Annotated in this window: 16 protein-coding genes; 7 read left to right on the top strand and 9 right to left on the bottom strand. The window is 33.2% G+C overall.

Annotated elements, in window-relative coordinates:
• Complete coding sequence (hutH, locus tag ACE94K_RS16270) at positions 1 to 1,581, bottom strand: histidine ammonia-lyase (protein WP_378174634.1); 1,581 nt, start codon at positions 1,579 to 1,581, stop codon at positions 1 to 3.
• 84 nt (positions 1,582 to 1,665) lie between these two features.
• Here hutH and ACE94K_RS16265 point away from each other — a divergent pair, with 84 nt between their 5' ends.
• Complete coding sequence (locus ACE94K_RS16265) at positions 1,666 to 2,544, top strand: LysR family transcriptional regulator (RefSeq protein ID WP_378174631.1); 879 nt, start codon at positions 1,666 to 1,668, stop codon at positions 2,542 to 2,544.
• A gap of 38 nt (positions 2,545 to 2,582) precedes the next feature.
• On the opposite strand, the gene ACE94K_RS16260 is transcribed toward ACE94K_RS16265, so the two are convergent.
• The 5 genes from ACE94K_RS16260 to ACE94K_RS16240 form a co-directional block, all read right to left on the bottom strand.
• Positions 2,583 to 2,951, bottom strand: a complete 369-nt coding sequence (locus ACE94K_RS16260) for a SnoaL-like domain-containing protein (RefSeq protein WP_378174628.1) — start codon at positions 2,949 to 2,951, stop codon at positions 2,583 to 2,585.
• 96 nt (positions 2,952 to 3,047) lie between these two features.
• The gene (locus ACE94K_RS16255) at positions 3,048 to 4,355 is read right to left on the bottom strand and encodes a cryptochrome/photolyase family protein (RefSeq protein ID WP_378174625.1); all 1,308 of its coding nucleotides are present in this window, start codon (positions 4,353 to 4,355) and stop codon (positions 3,048 to 3,050) included.
• 1 nt (position 4,356) lies between these two features.
• On the bottom strand, positions 4,357 to 5,055 hold the full coding sequence (locus tag ACE94K_RS16250; protein ID WP_378174622.1) for an SDR family NAD(P)-dependent oxidoreductase: 699 nt from the start codon (positions 5,053 to 5,055) through the stop codon (positions 4,357 to 4,359).
• Between the two features lie 9 nt (positions 5,056 to 5,064).
• Positions 5,065 to 5,559 (bottom strand): cell division inhibitor, encoded by a 495-nt coding sequence (locus tag ACE94K_RS16245; RefSeq protein WP_378174619.1) that lies wholly within the window; start codon positions 5,557 to 5,559, stop codon positions 5,065 to 5,067.
• A 92-nt stretch (positions 5,560 to 5,651) separates the two neighbouring features.
• Complete coding sequence (locus ACE94K_RS16240) at positions 5,652 to 6,314, bottom strand: MIP/aquaporin family protein (protein WP_378174616.1); 663 nt, start codon at positions 6,312 to 6,314, stop codon at positions 5,652 to 5,654.
• A 120-nt stretch (positions 6,315 to 6,434) separates the two neighbouring features.
• Between ACE94K_RS16240 and ACE94K_RS16235 the strand changes: the two genes are divergently transcribed.
• On the top strand, positions 6,435 to 7,274 hold the full coding sequence (locus ACE94K_RS16235; RefSeq protein ID WP_378174613.1) for a DUF2911 domain-containing protein: 840 nt from the start codon (positions 6,435 to 6,437) through the stop codon (positions 7,272 to 7,274).
• 61 nt (positions 7,275 to 7,335) lie between these two features.
• Here the strand turns inward: ACE94K_RS16235 and ACE94K_RS16230 are convergent, their stop codons facing one another.
• The 3 genes from ACE94K_RS16230 to ACE94K_RS16220 all read right to left on the bottom strand — a co-directional run bounded on the left by ACE94K_RS16230 (position 7,336) and on the right by ACE94K_RS16220 (position 9,094).
• Positions 7,336 to 7,536, bottom strand: a complete 201-nt coding sequence (locus ACE94K_RS16230) for a helix-turn-helix transcriptional regulator (RefSeq protein ID WP_378174611.1) — start codon at positions 7,534 to 7,536, stop codon at positions 7,336 to 7,338.
• Positions 7,526 to 7,891, bottom strand: coding sequence for a hypothetical protein (locus ACE94K_RS16225; RefSeq protein WP_378174608.1), 366 nt, complete (start codon positions 7,889 to 7,891; stop codon positions 7,526 to 7,528). Before ACE94K_RS16225 ends, ACE94K_RS16230 begins: the two co-directional genes overlap by 11 nt.
• 225 nt (positions 7,892 to 8,116) lie before the next feature.
• Positions 8,117 to 9,094 carry a Gfo/Idh/MocA family protein gene (locus tag ACE94K_RS16220; protein WP_378174605.1) on the bottom strand — a complete coding sequence of 326 codons (978 nt, stop codon included), beginning with the start codon at positions 9,092 to 9,094 and terminating at the stop codon, positions 8,117 to 8,119.
• 223 nt (positions 9,095 to 9,317) lie between these two features.
• On the opposite strand from ACE94K_RS16220, the gene ACE94K_RS16215 reads away from it, so the two are divergent.
• The 5 genes from ACE94K_RS16215 (at position 9,318) to ACE94K_RS16195 (ending at position 16,272) form a co-directional block, all read left to right on the top strand.
• Positions 9,318 to 9,650, top strand: coding sequence for a hypothetical protein (locus ACE94K_RS16215; protein WP_378174602.1), 333 nt, complete (start codon positions 9,318 to 9,320; stop codon positions 9,648 to 9,650).
• A gap of 300 nt (positions 9,651 to 9,950) precedes the next feature.
• Positions 9,951 to 10,697, top strand: a complete 747-nt coding sequence (gene fabG / locus ACE94K_RS16210) for a 3-oxoacyl-[acyl-carrier-protein] reductase (RefSeq protein ID WP_378174599.1) — start codon at positions 9,951 to 9,953, stop codon at positions 10,695 to 10,697.
• Positions 10,698 to 10,857: 160 nt separating this feature from the next.
• Positions 10,858 to 12,888: a vWA domain-containing protein gene (locus ACE94K_RS16205; protein ID WP_378174595.1), complete on the top strand. Its 2,031-nt coding sequence runs from the start codon at positions 10,858 to 10,860 to the stop codon at positions 12,886 to 12,888.
• Between the two features lie 24 nt (positions 12,889 to 12,912).
• Entirely contained in the window at positions 12,913 to 13,728 is an 816-nt protein-coding gene (locus tag ACE94K_RS16200; RefSeq protein ID WP_378174593.1) for a prohibitin family protein, read from the top strand.
• Between the two features lie 327 nt (positions 13,729 to 14,055).
• Complete coding sequence (locus ACE94K_RS16195; protein ID WP_378174589.1) at positions 14,056 to 16,272, top strand: ATP-binding protein; 2,217 nt, start codon at positions 14,056 to 14,058, stop codon at positions 16,270 to 16,272.
• Positions 16,273 to 16,299: the final 27 nt, after the last annotated feature.

Raw genomic sequence — 16,299 nt, 5'->3', positions numbered from 1 at the left:
TTAATACGTTTCAAATTGAGCAGAGAACATCGTCTCCAGAGATACATTCTCTTTTTTGGCGACATTATTCGCTAAGGTGATTATTGTTTTGTTTTTGATGATATCAATACCTTTTTCTATATCATCCGAAAAAACACGGTCTTTTTCTGCAAAAGAGACTTCTTTTCTGATGGTTTTGTGAATTTCATCCAAGATAATTCCGGATTTCATTGGTTTTCTAAATTCAAATGCCTGTGCCGCTGTCAATAATTCTATAGCCAATATTTTTTCAACATTATCAAGCACTCTTAGTGCTTTTCTTCCACCAATAGATCCCATACTTACGTGATCCTCTTGTCCCAGAGATGTTGGTATGCTATCGGCGCTAGATGGAAAACATAATCCCTTGTTTTCACTAGCCAAAGCAGCAGTGGTGTACTGTAAAATCATATAGCCCGAATTAATACCAGTATCTTTCATGAGCAATTTTGGAACTCCAGGTGAATTACCTTCTAATGCCAGATATATTCTACGATCAGAGATATTACCAATTTCTGATGCTGCCAAACACGCATAGTCTATAGCCATCGCTAACGGTTGACCATGAAAACTTCCGCCACTTATCGTAAGTTCTTCATCAATGATTATGGGGTTATCAGTTACAGAATTTAGTTCCGTTTCTAATAATTCTTTAAGATGAAGCCAAGCATTTCTAGAGGCTCCGTGTACTTGTGGGATACAACGTAGTGAATATGGATCCTGAACGCGATCACAATCAATATGATCTTCCATAATCTCGGAACCTTTAAGTAACGATTTCACTCTGGAAGCTACATGGACATTTCCTTTGAATGGGCGTAATTCGTGTAATTCATTATAAAAAGGTTTTACAGAGCCTTGTAATCCTTCTATCATCATGGCTCCTATGATATCCGCTTGCGAAAGACAACTATGTAGCTTTTCTACGACTTTTACAGCGTGCGCCGCTATAAACTGTGTTCCATTGATTAAAGCAAGGCCTTCTTTTGGACCAAGGTTCAAAGAAGTTAGTCCAGTTTCTTTAAATAAAGCTGAAGTAGCTATCGCATTATCATTGTAAATTACTTTTCCTAAACCAATTAAAGGCAGGAACAGATGGGAGAGTGGTGCTAAATCACCTGAAGCACCTACTGATCCTTGAGAAGGAACCACAGGAATCACATCATTGTCAATATGCCAAAGTATACGATCCAACGTACTTTCTGCAATGCCGGAATATCCTTTGGATAAAGATTGAAGTTTAAGAATTAGCATGATTTTGGCGATTTCCTGATCAATAGGTTCGCCAACACCTACACTGTGACTTTGTAAAATATTAGATTGAAGTATTTTGGTTTCTTCTTTTGAGATCATAGTCGTACATAAAGGACCAAAACCGGTATTGATACCGTATACCGGATGACCTTTATCTACAATATTTTCGACAACCTGACGACTGTTCCTGATCTTTTCTCTGGAGGTTTCAGAGATGATTCCTTTGATTTCTCCAGAGGCAATTCTAATAGCAATACCGCTGGTAAGATGATCCTCTCCAAATCGAAATTGTGATGATATTTTAGGCATTATATGTTATTCATGTTTGTTTACACTAAGATAATTAGTATTTTTAATACTCATAAATACTAATTTTGTCAATGATTAATAACTATGAGTTATCAATTAGAATTACGTCATTTTACTTACTTTTTGGCTGTGGCCGAAGAGTTACACTTTAGAAAAGCAGCAGAAAGACTGTTTATTTCTCAGCCTGGTTTAAGTAGGCAAATCAAGCAAATGGAAGAAATAATTGGTGCAGAACTATTTATTAGAAACAAAAGAAATGTTAGCTTGACAGTAGCAGGAGAATATCTCAAAAAGGAAATTGCTTATATTTTTAATCATATTGATTTTACTGTCAAACAAACAGCACTCATTGATAAAGGGAGCGAAGGAGAAGTTAGAATAGGTTTTTTAGGATCCGCTATCCAAACAGTAATACCTGATCTTTTGGTAAAGGCGGATAAGAAATATCCTAAAATACAGTTTAGTTTAGAAGAAATGTCTAATTATGATCAGGTAAAAGGTATCGTTAGTGATGAATTGGATATAGGATTTGTAAGATTAGCCAGAGTTCCTGATGGTGTATCTATCAAAGCGGTACAAACGGATACATTTTCATTGGTATTACCCAAAGATCATTTTTTAGACAAAAACAACTTCATTAATGTAGCTCAGGTTGCTGATGAACATTTTATTTTATTTTCTTCAGATTATAGTTCGATATACTACGATAAAATTATGAGTATTTGCGAAGACAAAGGATTTACGCCTATTGTTTCTCATAAATCGGTCCATGCCCAAACGATTTTTAAGCTAGTAGAAAGTGGGTTAGGAGTGGCCATTGTTCCCACTTCTCTGCAGTATGGTTTTGATTTGAATGTGAAGTTTCTAGAAATTCCTGATATACCACAAAGAGCTGAACTCTCTGTTATCTGGAAAGAAGATAACCGTAATCCAGCTTTAGAAAAGGTAAGGAGGTTTTTGTAGAAAAAAACCAGGCCTTGAGAGCCTGATTTTTAATTTCATTATTGCGTTGGCATCGAATAAAAGAATTGCTCTTCAACTATTTTACCATTATTTACATTGTAGATGGCCAATTCTTCCATTTGCATTCTTCCTTGTCCTTTAAAAGTACAATCCATTGTCATTTTACACGTAAAATGATTTTCTGCAACCACAGGATCAGAAATTTCTCCTCCATGAAATTCTTCTACACTAGCGTACCAATCTTGACTTTTTTTGGTTACAGCATCTTTTCCTTGTACTATAGCATTTGGCGCTCCCGGCATTTCTTTACTTACTATATTGTCAGCATATAGTTCTTTTAAAGCTTGCATATTTTCCCCTTTACGGCAGAGTTCTACTAAACGATTGGCTACTTCTTGTGTGTTCATCGTGTTGAAGTTTAATGATTTATAATTGATTTGCAATGCTATGAAATTACAAAAAACTTCAATTTCTAATTTTAAAGAAATGTTATAATTTAGCGACTAAGCAACAGCTTCTTTATAGACTTCAAGGCACCGCTCTCTCGCTTCTTTATGATCTACCATTTTTTTTGGATAGTCCTCAGTATCAAATTCTTCTATCCAGGTTTTGATGTATGTTTTATTTTTATCAAATTTTTCAATTTGAGTAGTTGGATTAAAAATTCTAAAATATGGAGCCGCATCTACGCCAGATCCCGCAGCCCATTGCCAATTTCCTACATTGGAAGACATATCATAATCCAGCAATTTTTCTGCAAAATAGGCTTCGCCCCATCTCCAATCTATTAATAAGTGTTTGCATAAAAAACTGGCAACCAACATTCTTACCCTATTGTGCATATAACCGGTCTTATTTAGTTGACGCATGCCTGCATCCACAAGAGGATAGCCGGTTTTTCCATTTTTCCATTTTTCAAATTCATCTTCATTGTTTCTCCATTCTATTCGATCATATTTAGACCTAAATGCCTTATCTTTTGTTTCCGGAAAATGCCATAGAATTTGCATGAAAAATTCACGCCAAATCAGCTCGGACCAAAACACTTCATTTTGTTCTGCAATTGCTTTTTTGATCATTTTACGAATACTCACCGTGCCAAATCGTAAATGAGGTCCTAATCTCGAAGTACCATCTTCTTTTGCAGGAAAATTTCTAGTATCCTCATAATTATCAATTAGCGTTGGAGTTACTACATAATCAGGTACTTTTATAGAAGATTTCTTAAAACCCATATCAGATAAAGACAAATTGGGTAGTCTTGTGTTTTCAATAAGATTATCCAAATATTGGCTGGTATAATGAATTTTTAGTTTGGATGCATCAAATTCTTCTTTCCACTTATTCTTATATGGTGTGTATACTACATAAGGATCTCCATCTGATTTAACAACCTCGCTTTTTTCGAAAATAACTTGATCTTTATAAGTTTTAAATTCAATAGAATTATCTTCTAATAATTTTTTGATAGTTTCATCTCTTTCTTTCGCATAAGGTTCATAATCACGATTGGTGAATATTTTACTGATATCATAGTCTTTAACTAATTCTTGAAAAATTTCAGATGGTTTGCCGTGAAAAAAAGCTATAGAACTATCATGATGCTCTTGTAACTCTTTCCGCATATTTTGAAGCGTTTCATAAATGAAAGAGACTCTGGCATCATCTTCAGGTAGTTTACTTAAGATTTCGCTATCAAAGATAAAAATCGGTAATACCGGTCTGTCATCTTTTAAAGCTTCGAGAAATCCTATGTTATCATCGAGTCTTAGATCTCTTCTAAACCAAAAAACATTTACTTTTTGAGACATACTAGCTGACATTTAAAGTAGACATTCCACCATCAACACCCAATACTTGACCTGTAATCCAGCTACTTTCGTCACTTAATAAAAACTTAGCGATATTGGCGATATCCTCAGCTTCACCTACACGTTTTAGAGGATGGCGTTCATCCATTTTTTCTCTTTTTTTCTCATTTCCTAATAATCTTTCTGCTAATGGAGTGTCTGTAAGAGATGGAGCAATAACATTGACTCTAAATTTAGGAGCATATTCGGCTGCTAACGCCTTTGCAAAACCTTCGATTGCACCTTTTGCTGCAGCTACACTGGTGTGGAAAGGCATACCTACCTTTACAGCAACAGTGCTAAAAAAGACTAAGCTAGCTTGTTCTGAATTTTTTAGCTGGGGTAAAATAGAATGCATTATTTTGATCAAAAACATAAAATTAATCTGCATATCTTCTTGGAAAGCATCTGGACTAAGCATCTTAAAAGGCTTTAGATTTATGCTTCCGGGACAATAAACAAATCCATCTAATTGATCAGGTAATTTGGTAGTGTCAATTTCATCAGTAGAAGCGTCATACGGAATATGAGTAACCTCAAGGTTTCCTAAATTTTCTGATGTTCGAGATGCTATATAGATATTATGATTTTTATAAAGTTTTAATGCAATTTCGAATCCTATTCCATGACTTCCACCGATAAGTAATATATTTTTTCTCATTTTTTTAGTTTATACCAGTTCTACTTGTTTTTCTTTTTGATGCTTGAACTCACCAAATAATTCTATTAATTTTTTTTCTCTGTACTCAAATATTTCTTTCAGTTTGGGCTTTACCAAGAAAGGATGTACGAGTTGTCCTAATATACCAAGAGGCACTTTATAATCAATAATATCTTCCATCTCAACACCTCCCGGGATTTCTTTGATGAAATGTTTATGATGCCAAAGAGCATAAGGACCAAAACGTTGTTCATCTACAAAATATTCTTTATCTGCCACATGCGTGATTTCGGTAACCCATTTAGTTTTTATTCCCACAACTGGAGTAACGATATATTGAATAATTTGCCCGGCATACATTTTTTTTTCTGCACCGGATATTATTTGAAATCCCATATAATCAGGAGTAATTGTCTTTAAATTTTTGGGATCTGAAAGGAAATCCCAAGCTTCCTGAAGGGATATTGGCAGATTTTGTGTGGTTTGTAAAGTATATATTTTCATTTTGTACCTTTTAAAGATAAAGGTACAATCATTTTGTTTAATAACTTAACTAAAAAAGTTAAACAAAAAATAAAATTTTGAATCTTTCTGTATTAGCAGTCTTTACAACAGTTGTCTGCTTTAATCAATTTGCAAGTCATTACGGCCAATACAGCTCCGATTATAGGAGCTGTCATATACAGCCATTGATGTTCCCAATGTGTTGATAACAAAGCAGGACCAAGAGACCTTGCAGGATTCATAGAAGCATTGGTCATAGGGCCTGCAAACATAGCTTCAAGAAGCACTACCCCCCCGATAGCAATACCGGCCATCATACCAACTTCTTTAGATCCTGTTGATACATTGATAATCACCAGCATTAAGAAATAGGTAAGCAGTAATTCTAGCACAAATGCTCTGAGATCATCAAAAGAGGGCAAGGTACCACCCAGAAATTCACTTTCCGGGAAAAGAAAAAGAAGAATGCTACTGGCTGCAATAGCTCCTATACATTGCGCAATAATGTACTTAGGAACTTCTTTCCATTCAAATTTTTTAGCATAAGCAAAACCAATAGTAACTGCCGGATTAAAATGAGCACCAGATATATCTCCGAATGCATAAATCATTGCCATGACAATTAATCCCCAAGTTACCGCAATACCAACATGAGTGACATCACCTCCGGTCACTTCATTGATGGTCATAGCGCCGGTACCACAAAATACCATGGTAAATGTTCCTATTGTTTCTGAAATATATTTACGTGTCATAGAATTTGAAATGATGGCAAAGATAGCACTACTTATTTTAAGTTTTTGTTAACTCTTAATGTAGGTGTAATTATTAATTTCGCTACAGGTAAACTAATTAATAGACTAAATATAAACACAATGAAAAAGATCATCTTATTCGTATCAGCAGTATTGATCTCCTTAGGTATACAAGCCCAGGTAGAAACCCCACAACCAAGTCCCTTTTCTAAAATAGAGCAAGTGGTAGGATTAACCGATGTTTCGGTTGAATATTCTCGTCCAAGTATGAAAGGACGTACTATTTACGGAAATCTTGTTCCTTATGATAAATTATGGAGAACAGGTGCTAACAAGAATACGCAAATTACATTTAGTGATGATGTAAAAGTGGGAGGAAGTGAGTTAAAGAAAGGGGCATATGCTATTTTTACAAAACCAGGGAAGGAAAGTTGGGAGGTTATCTTTTACAGTGATACAGAGAACTGGGGTACTCCTAGAAACTGGGACGATAGTAAAGTTGCTGCTAAGGTGAATGTGAAATCAACTAAGATACCTATGAATGTAGAAACATTTACCATTATGTTTAGTGATTTTACAATGAATAGCGCACTCATTAATATTTTATGGGAGAATACTGAAGTAGCTCTAAAATTAGAAGTTCCAACGAAAAAGAAGGCAATGGCGAGTATTGAGAAAGTTATGGCAGGCCCATCGCCAAATGATCACTATCAGGCTGCAGTTTTTTATAAAGATGTGGAAGAATACGCGAAAGCTAAGGAACATATCGAAAAAGCAGTTGCTGGTAGAGCAGATGCTTTCTGGTATCACAGACAACATTCTTTGATTTTAGCCAAGACCGGAGACAAAGAAGGGGCAATAAAAGCTGCAAAAACTTCGTTAAAGTTAGCAGAGGAGGCTAAAAATGCTGATTATGTAAAATTAAATAAAGATTCCCTTGCAGAGTGGGGAGCTAAATAAACACTCTTTTTTTTCACACAAATTGAAAAGCGCTCTTTTATTAAGAGCGCTTTTTGTTATTTTAATCTTCGTTATCTAAAAAGAAAATCTGTTCTACGGGCTTACCAAATAATCTGGCAATTTTTAAAGCAAGAACAGTAGAAGGCACATATTTATTTTTTTCCATTGCGTTAATAGTTTGTCTACTAACACCAATTTTTTCAGCCAAATCTGCCTGAGTCAAATCGTGGATGGCTCTTTCAATTTTTATCTTATTCTTCATCGCCTGACTTTTTATATACTAAATAATTGAATCGGGCAATAAATATGATTATCGGAGTAAACATATTGAAAACTAAAACGTTGAAATAACTAACGCCATAAATAAATACCGTAGCAAATATAAGTACTACATAATTTAGTAGAAACGCCCATTTTAAAGAGCTAAGTCTTAAATTTGATATAAATTCATCTTCTATTTTTTCCTTAGAAAAGCTTACCATCAATCCACCAATAATGATAAGCAATGTTATTATCTCATCTATAATATCGTTTTCTAAAATTCGAATAATTTCTCGTGATCCTTCATTAGAGAGGAAATCTTCGCTCCATAATGCAATCACTTTGACTATGAGCAAATTTGATTCAAAATCAAATCTAAGTAATGTGAGCCATAAGACTATACCCCCAATTAAAATGCACCACCCAGGTTTTTTAAATTTGTTTGATAATAAAAAATTCATAACTGTTCGATTTTTAATTAATAGATAACAAATGTATAATATTTTTTACTTAAAGTAAAGTTTATTTTACATTTTGTAATTTATTTTTGTCATTATACTGTATTTAATCTTATCATAAGATTAATATTGAAGATTGATTTTATCTCTTATTGTATCTAATAGTTGAATTAATTTAAGGCTTTTGTCAAAGGTCATTATAGTACTTTCGGTATTTCCTAAAGCAAGCATTTCCTGAACATGTATAGCTTCAAAACTATATCCATTAGTCATTACAGGAAACTCATATAATTCTGAAACTCCATCTTTTCTGATAGAGACAGAAGAAGGTTCGTGAAAACGACTATGAATTGTAATGGTTCCTTTTTCTAACTCAATGAATGCTTCAGTATCTGTTTTTTTGGTAATCGAAGAATATAAGGATGCTTGGATATTGTTTTTGTAAGTGAGTAGCATAGTACAATTTTCATCAATACCATTTTCGTTAAAATTGGCGTTTGCTTCAATTTTATTTGGGTAACCAAGCAAAGTTAGTGTGGTAAATAAGGGATAGATTCCTACATCCAAAAGACTTCCCCCACCGAGTCTTTTATTAAAGACTCTATTTTCAGGATCATAAGTACTGGCAAAACCAAAATCTGCTTTCATTTTTTTTACGTCACCCAATTCATTAGTTTGAATCATTTTTAATACGAATTGGTAATGTGGTAAAAAATATGTCCATAAGGCTTCCATAAGAAAGATAGAATTGTCCTTGGCAACTTTTATCATTTTCTGAACTTGATTTTTATTCATTGCAAATGGTTTTTCGCATAGAACGGCTTTCTTTAGTCTTAGACACATAATGGTATTTTCATAATGAAATACATGAGGAGTGGCAATATAAACAATATCAATTTGAGGATCTTCTGCAAGTTCCTGGTAGCTTCCGTAATAGGAATGTGCATTATAAATATGCGCAAATTTTTTGGCTTTCTCCAAATCTCTACTTGCTACAGCAGATAATCTTGCATTGGGTATAACAGTGATGTCTTCTGCAAATTTATGTGCGATTTTACCACAACCAATTATTCCCCAGTTATATAATATTGTTCTCGTCATTTTTTAAGAATAAAATTGAAAAATAATTAAGGGTTTTTTCCCCATTATTTTATTTTTGACTCTACTTATATTTCAAAATTTGTTATGATTTATTGACAAATCTTTTACGAATCGTTTAAATGTTTAACATAAATATAAAACATGTACAGATATTAGCTGTTTTTTTTGATGTGCAATTTATTATTGGTAAATTTAAAATACTCACTTTCAAAACCTAACCATTATGAAAAATCAAACTACTCCAAAGGAATCGCGAAACCATCAAACGCATACGCTCAGGCTGAGCCGTATGAAAAATGAGCTCTCTGCAATGCTTACCGAATTGCATTCGTATCGCTGTGAACCTTGTACACCAGATATGCATAAAGAATTTTTAGAACTCGATGATAATGGGCGTAGATTAAAACATACGATTCATAAGGCCATAGAATTGTTGAAAGGACCTATTCGATTTTCAAAAGAAATAGGTGATGAAATTTATGATGTGATGAAAAGATACCACAAATTTCAAAAGAATTTGTATGCATATATGTCTGAAGCTATTGTTCATCATTAGTTCGAATAAAGAGCTGATGTATGTAAACCGTTCCACCTCGATGTTATCATCGAGGTTTTTTTTTGGTTAGATTAACTGTTCTAAAAATAATAATGATCCTATTATTAGCTTTCTACAGAGTCAAATTACGCTACACAAGATTTAGGCAAAATTTGGAATAAAGCTTTTATTAATAAAAGCATAGAGAAATCGAAAGTTTTATTGTTGGTGACCTATTAGTAATTCTTATATTTGAAAACACAAAATCACATATATCATATGTAGTATGGTATGGTATACCAAAAAAATATTATAGAGCGAATGAATCTCTTACAAGGTAAAACTGCCATTATCACTGGAGCAACTCGTGGTATTGGAAAAGGAATAGCACAGGTTTTTGCAAAACAGGGTGCGAATGTTGCATTTACATATAGTTCTTCTGTAGATGCAGCAAAGGATTTAGAAAAAGAATTGAATGATTTAGGTATTAAAGCAAAGGCATATCGAAGTAATGCTGCTAGTTATGAAGAATCTGAAAACTTGATAAAAGATGTTTTAGAAACTTTTGGGAGTATCGATATACTGGTTAACAACGCGGGTATTACGAAAGATAATTTATTAATGAGAATGAGCGAAGAAGATTTTGATAAAGTGATCGAAGTCAATCTTAAGAGCGTTTTCAATATGACCAAGGCAGTACAAAGAACAATGCTTAAGCAACGTAGCGGAAGTATTATCAATATGAGTTCTGTGGTTGGTGTAAAGGGTAATGCAGGTCAAGCAAATTATGCTGCCTCTAAAGCCGGTATTATAGGATTTTCCAAATCAGTTGCTTTAGAATTAGGATCCAGAAACATACGGAGTAATGTCATAGCACCTGGTTTTATCGAAACTGAAATGACCGGAAAATTAGACGAAAAAGTGGTAGATGAATGGAGAAAGGCAATTCCTTTAAAAAGAGGAGGAGCTCCAGAAGATATTGCAAATGCTTGTTTATTCTTAGCAAGTGACCTAAGTGCATATATTACTGGACAAGTCCTTAATGTAGACGGAGGAATGCTTACCTAAAAAGGGTTCTCAAACTGTGACAAACGATTTCGAAGAGTTTTTTAATAAGTTTAAGACCTTTTTAATTAAATGTGATTATTTTCAGGGTTGAAATTAACTATCTTTTAATATAGAAAAAGGTTTCAATATACCCGAAAAATTTACATCGTAATTAACAAGAATGCAGATACAAAACATAGGATTGATCATAGCAGCAGTAATAGTAGCATTAGTTATTGCACTTTTTCAATATGTATACAAAGCAAAGAACGGAACCAAAAGAAATCTGTTCTTTGCTTTTTTACGTTTCCTTAGTGTACTTGCATTGTTAGTTTTATTAATTAATCCAACTTTTAGAAACAATACCTACTATATACAAAAGCCAAACTTAGTAGTAGCGGTTGATAATTCATCTTCAATAAAACATTTAGGTCAAGGTCAATCTGTATCTCAGTTGATAAACGATATGCAATCTAGTGATGACCTTGCGGATCGATTTAATATCCAGTATTATTCCTTTTCTGATGAGATTAGCGATACCCTATCTCTAAAATTTGATCAGAAACAGACTAATATTTCTAAAGCTCTTGATAATCTTGATCAAATATATAAAAACTCTACGGCGCCTATATTATTAATTACTGATGGAAATCAGACATATGGAAGAGACTATCAATTTAAAAGTAATGCTTATAAACAACAGATTTATCCTATTGTTGTGGGTGATACTGCAAAAGTTATGGATAGCAAAATCCAACAACTTAATGTAAATCGGTATGCCTACCTCAAAAATAGATTTCCTGTAGAAGTAATTCTAACCTATACAGGTACTAAGGATGTAAATACGAGATTAGAAATAAAATCAGGTCGAAATGTAATATACACAGCGCCAGTTTCTTTTTCTAAAGAGGATAATTCTAAAGTTATCAACTTTACATTGGCTGCTGGTACTGCGGGAGTGTTAAAGTATAGCGCAAAATTAATTCCATTAGACGGAGAGAAAAATACGATTAACAATAGCAAAGATTTTGCTGTAGAAGTAATTGATCAAAAAACAAATATATTGTTAGTAAGCGATATCGTACATCCGGATTTGGGAGCGATAAAAAAAAGTATTGAAAGTAATGAAAGAAGAAGTCTGAGCATTGTCAAACCATCCGAAGTTCAAGATATAGACGAATATCAATTAGTAATATTATATCAACCAAACACAAAATTTAATGGTGTTTATGAAAAGATAGAATCTTCAAGAAAGAATCTCTTTACCATAACAGGTTCCAAAACTGATTGGGTATTTCTTAACAGTATTCAAAATGCATATAAGCAAGAAATAACAAGGCAAACAGAATATTATCTCCCTAGGTTTAATGCTAATTATGGAACATTTTTGTCAGAAGATATAGGTTTTGATGGATATCCACCATTAATAGGTACATTTGGAGAGATACGCATGAATGCCTCTTTTGATGTTTTACTAAATAGAAACATTGATAATATTAAGACCGAAGAACCTCTCCTAGCTACTATCGAGGAGAATGGGATAAGAGAAGCAGTTTTGTTTGGAGAAGGTATATGGCGATGGAGGGCACAAAATTATTTGGATAATAAGAATTTTGAAAGTTTTGATGATTTCTTCGGAAAATTACTACAGTATTTAGCTTCCAATAAGCGTAAAAGTAGATTAAATACTATTTCAGAATCCTTTTATTATGGTAATGCCAGTATCAAAATTAAGGCTGAATATTTTACAAAAAACTATGAATTTGATCGTAGAGGAAGTCTTAAAATCGTGGTAAAAAATAAGGATACAGAAATATCACAGACGATACCGATGCTATTAAAAAACAATGCGTATGAGGCGGATCTTAGTAATCTATCTTCTGGTAATTATGATTTTACGGTTTCTGTAACAGGCGAAAATATTTCACGCTCAGGTAGTTTTACTATTTTAGACTACGATGTAGAACAACAATTACTGAATGCAGATGTAACAAAACTTAGACAAGTAGCGACTAATACGAAAGGAAAAGCCTACTTTTTGAATCAAAATGATATTGTGATTAAGGATCTCATTGAAGATCAGCGATATCAACCGGTCCAGAAACGCAAAGAAAATATCGTATCTTTAATAGATTGGAAGTATCTTTTGGCGATTATCATATTCTTACTAGCGATAGAGTGGTTTATGCGAAAATATAATGGGCTTATTTAAAATTTAAAAAACTAAACATTTATTATGGAAAAATTACCTAAAATAGGATTACCTATTCTAATTATTATTGTATTAACGATTGTCTTTATTTCAAAATCAACAGTTACTATAGGCTCTGGAGAAGCAGGGGTATTATATAAAACGTTTGGAGGTGGAGTTGTAACAGATGAACCTCCACTAGGAGAAGGTTTTCATCTCGTATTACCTTGGGATAAAGTGATTGTATACGAAGTAAGACAGCAAGAAGTTTTTGAAAAAATGCAGGTACTTTCTTCTAATGGTCTGGAGATAAAACTGGATGCATCTGCTTGGTTTCAACCAGAGTACGAGAAATTAGGATTATTGCACCAACAAAAAGGTGAAAATTATGTGCAAAGAATATTATTACCAACCATAAGATCTGCAGCGCGTAGTGTGGTAGGTAGATATACTCCAGAGCAATTGTATTCTAGTAAAAGAGATGTTATTCAGAAAGAAATTTATGAGGAAACAAAGAAAATTGTTGGAGATCAATATGTTCAACTAAATGAAGTGCTGGTGCGTGATGTTACTTTACCGCCAACAATTAAAGAAGCGATTGAACGTAAACTTAAGCAAGAACAAGAATCTTTGGAGTATGAGTTTAAATTGACCAAAGCACAAAAGGAAGCAGAAAGGCAAAAGATTGATGCAGAAGGTAAAGCAGTTGCTAATCAAATACTTAGTGCATCACTAACAGATAAGATTCTTAAGGAAAAAGGAATTCAAGCCACTTTAGAGTTGGCAAAATCGTCTAACGCAAAAGTTGTTATAGTAGGTTCTGGAAAAGACGGGATGCCTTTAATTTTGGGTAATCAATAAAAATAATATTGCTGATTTCAAGTGTAACCATCTTGCCAAAAGTGTAAGATGGTTTTTTTGTATCTACATTCGGGTGAGTGTAAGGTTATGAAACTTTTGATTTTTCAGAAACGAAACAGATATCAACACCATAAAAATAGTTTTAAGTTTCTGCTTTATGGTGAAATAAGTATATCTAACTATCTTATTATCTTTTGATTATACCTTAAAAAAACAGCGTTTCTTTATTTTAAACTCAAAAAAAACGTATTTTTAGCTCCGACAGTCCTCTTTTAAACCTTTTTTCAAAATATTTTTGGTAAGAACTTTAAGCCGTATTTACCCCATATGAACGAACGACAGGATACAACATTATCCAAAATTAACGATTTACTAGAACAATCCTTTAAATTAAGAGTTAACAATCTTAAGGAAAGTACTAATCTTGCTACCCAGGCATTAGATTTAAGTGAAAAAATTGGTGATCAACTATCTATAGGGAAAAGTTTAAATATGCTTTCTTTATTTAGTATGATTTCTGGTAGAGGTAATGAGGCATTATGTCTGGCAGAAAGAGCAATTATCTGTTTTGAAACATTAGGCGATGAAAGAGGTGTAGCTGATGCAAAATATAGTATAGCGGGTATTCATTATAAAACAAACAATTATCATCTTGGGATGATTTACCTGATTGATGCCTTAGTTATCTATCAAAAATATGATGATTGGTATAATCAATCCCGTACACAAAAATCATTGGGTACCATTTATGAAATTTTAGGAGATGAAAACAGTGCCTCAGAAGCGTACAGAATAGCTATTGAAACAGCAAAAAAATGTAAAAACTGGAATCTGGAATCTAATGTATACAATCCGATGTCGGGAATTTTGCTTAAAAAACACAAGCCTGAGGAGGCTTTCAAAATGATAAATAGATCAATAGCACTCAAATTAAAAACAGGAGATGATCGTGGACTTGCTTTTGCTATTTATGGTCGGGGAAAGGTATATTACTACAAAAAAGAATATGATAAAGCCAACATAGACTTTAAAGAGGCCTTATCAAAGCATGAAAAATACAACGAGGTTTTTGGTATAGGTATGACCAAACATAAATTAGCACAATTGTATCTTGAAACGGGAGAGAAAGAAAAAGCCAAAGATATATTGAAAGAGGTGGTAGCTTTTGGTGAAGAATATAATCTCTCCAGAACAAAATTTAAAGCTAGTCATCTTCTTTATGAAATTTATAGAGCTGATAACGATCATAAAAAAGCACTAAAGTATCTTGAAAACTACTTAATCGAGAAAGATGCCTCGATTAACTCTCAGACGCTAAAGGTAATTGGAAATTATGAACGTATTTCAAAAATAAAATACGAACAACAAGAAGAAAATCTTCGTCGTGAGAAAGAAGCCATTATTTTAAAAGAAAAGCAAACAGAGGAGACTGCAAATATGCGTCAAGCGTTCCTTTCTGCAATGAGTCACGAGATAAGAACACCACTTAATGCCGTTACAAGTATTATTTCTTTGCTAAAAGAAAGGGCAGACGCAGATGATCAAAAGCTATTAACTTCTTTACAATTTTCATCAAAGAATTTGATGCGTATTATCAATGATATTTTAGATTTTTCTAAACTAGATTCTGATAAAATGGAACTAGAAATGCATTCAGTTAATTTTGAAGAGCTTATTTACAATATTAAAGAAACTTATGTTGGAATGGCTCTTGAAAAGGGAATTGATTTAAATGTTCATATTGATGTGGCCCTGTGTAAATTTTATATACTCGATGAGACTAAATTGTTCCAAATTCTAGGTAATTTGGTTAGCAACGCAATAAAATATACTAATAAAGGGTCTGTGAGTATAGATATTGAATTAATATCTTCATTAAAAAGTAAAGATACCATTTCTTTTAGTGTGAAAGATACAGGCGTAGGTATTGCCAAAGAAGAACAGGTCAAACTTTTTGATAGTTTTTATATTCCTTCTACGGTCACTACAAGAAATAATGGTGGAACTGGTCTCGGCCTCGCGATTGTTAAGAAAATAGTAGAGTTGTATGGGAGTAAGGTGACGTTAGCTAGTCAAAAAGGTAAAGGCTCTATCTTTCAATTTTCGTTGGTATTGAAACAAGCACAAACCATCGTAAAAATTGATCCAAAACAAACAAGTCAGTTATCTGGTAAAATTGCCATTCTTGCAGAAGATAATGAAGTAAATGCTTTAGTAATGGGGCAGTTATTAAAAAAATGGGGGATTCATATAAAGCGTGTTAAAAATGGTCAAGACGCTGTAAAAATTGCAAAGGAAGGAAAAGTTGACTTTATTTTAATGGATATTCATATGCCGGGAATGAACGGATTTGACGCAGCCAAATTGATTAGAGGTTCTGCATTAGATAATCAACAAACACCAATCTATGCTCTTACCGCAGATGTCACTGCCGTTAATAACGATGATTATTTAACCTATTTTGATGGCTTTTTATGGAAACCTTTACAGATAGATAGATTATTTGACACTTTAGTTAATAATAACAAAGCTGATAGCAAGTAATACGGTGAGAAAGACAGACAGATCTAT

This window comes from Aquimarina besae (assembly GCF_042434905.1).
In the GTDB taxonomy this organism is placed as follows: Bacteria; Bacteroidota; Bacteroidia; order Flavobacteriales; family Flavobacteriaceae; genus Aquimarina.
The sequence above is the reverse complement of the archived record's forward strand: the minus strand, read 5'-3'. Positions and strand labels throughout refer to the sequence as shown.

Bases quoted from the DNA above. Each gene is read 5' to 3' on its own strand.
- ACE94K_RS16195 (WP_378174589.1), top strand. From the start codon at position 14,056: ATGAACGAACGACAGGATACAACATTATCCAAAATTAACGATTTACTA.
- ACE94K_RS16250 (WP_378174622.1), bottom strand. From the start codon at position 5,055: ATGAGAAAAAATATATTACTTATCGGTGGAAGTCATGGAATAGGATTC.
- ACE94K_RS16200 (WP_378174593.1), top strand. From the start codon at position 12,913: ATGGAAAAATTACCTAAAATAGGATTACCTATTCTAATTATTATTGTA.
- ACE94K_RS16235 (WP_378174613.1), top strand. From the start codon at position 6,435: ATGAAAAAGATCATCTTATTCGTATCAGCAGTATTGATCTCCTTAGGT.
- fabG (WP_378174599.1), top strand. From the start codon at position 9,951: ATGAATCTCTTACAAGGTAAAACTGCCATTATCACTGGAGCAACTCGT.
- ACE94K_RS16255 (WP_378174625.1), bottom strand. From the start codon at position 4,355: ATGTCTCAAAAAGTAAATGTTTTTTGGTTTAGAAGAGATCTAAGACTC.
- hutH (WP_378174634.1), bottom strand. From the start codon at position 1,581: ATGCCTAAAATATCATCACAATTTCGATTTGGAGAGGATCATCTTACC.
- ACE94K_RS16240 (WP_378174616.1), bottom strand. From the start codon at position 6,314: ATGACACGTAAATATATTTCAGAAACAATAGGAACATTTACCATGGTA.
- ACE94K_RS16265 (WP_378174631.1), top strand. From the start codon at position 1,666: ATGAGTTATCAATTAGAATTACGTCATTTTACTTACTTTTTGGCTGTG.
- ACE94K_RS16220 (WP_378174605.1), bottom strand. From the start codon at position 9,094: ATGACGAGAACAATATTATATAACTGGGGAATAATTGGTTGTGGTAAA.
- ACE94K_RS16230 (WP_378174611.1), bottom strand. From the start codon at position 7,536: ATGAAGAATAAGATAAAAATTGAAAGAGCCATCCACGATTTGACTCAG.
- ACE94K_RS16215 (WP_378174602.1), top strand. From the start codon at position 9,318: ATGAAAAATCAAACTACTCCAAAGGAATCGCGAAACCATCAAACGCAT.
- ACE94K_RS16245 (WP_378174619.1), bottom strand. From the start codon at position 5,559: ATGAAAATATATACTTTACAAACCACACAAAATCTGCCAATATCCCTT.
- ACE94K_RS16205 (WP_378174595.1), top strand. From the start codon at position 10,858: ATGCAGATACAAAACATAGGATTGATCATAGCAGCAGTAATAGTAGCA.
- ACE94K_RS16260 (WP_378174628.1), bottom strand. From the start codon at position 2,951: ATGAACACACAAGAAGTAGCCAATCGTTTAGTAGAACTCTGCCGTAAA.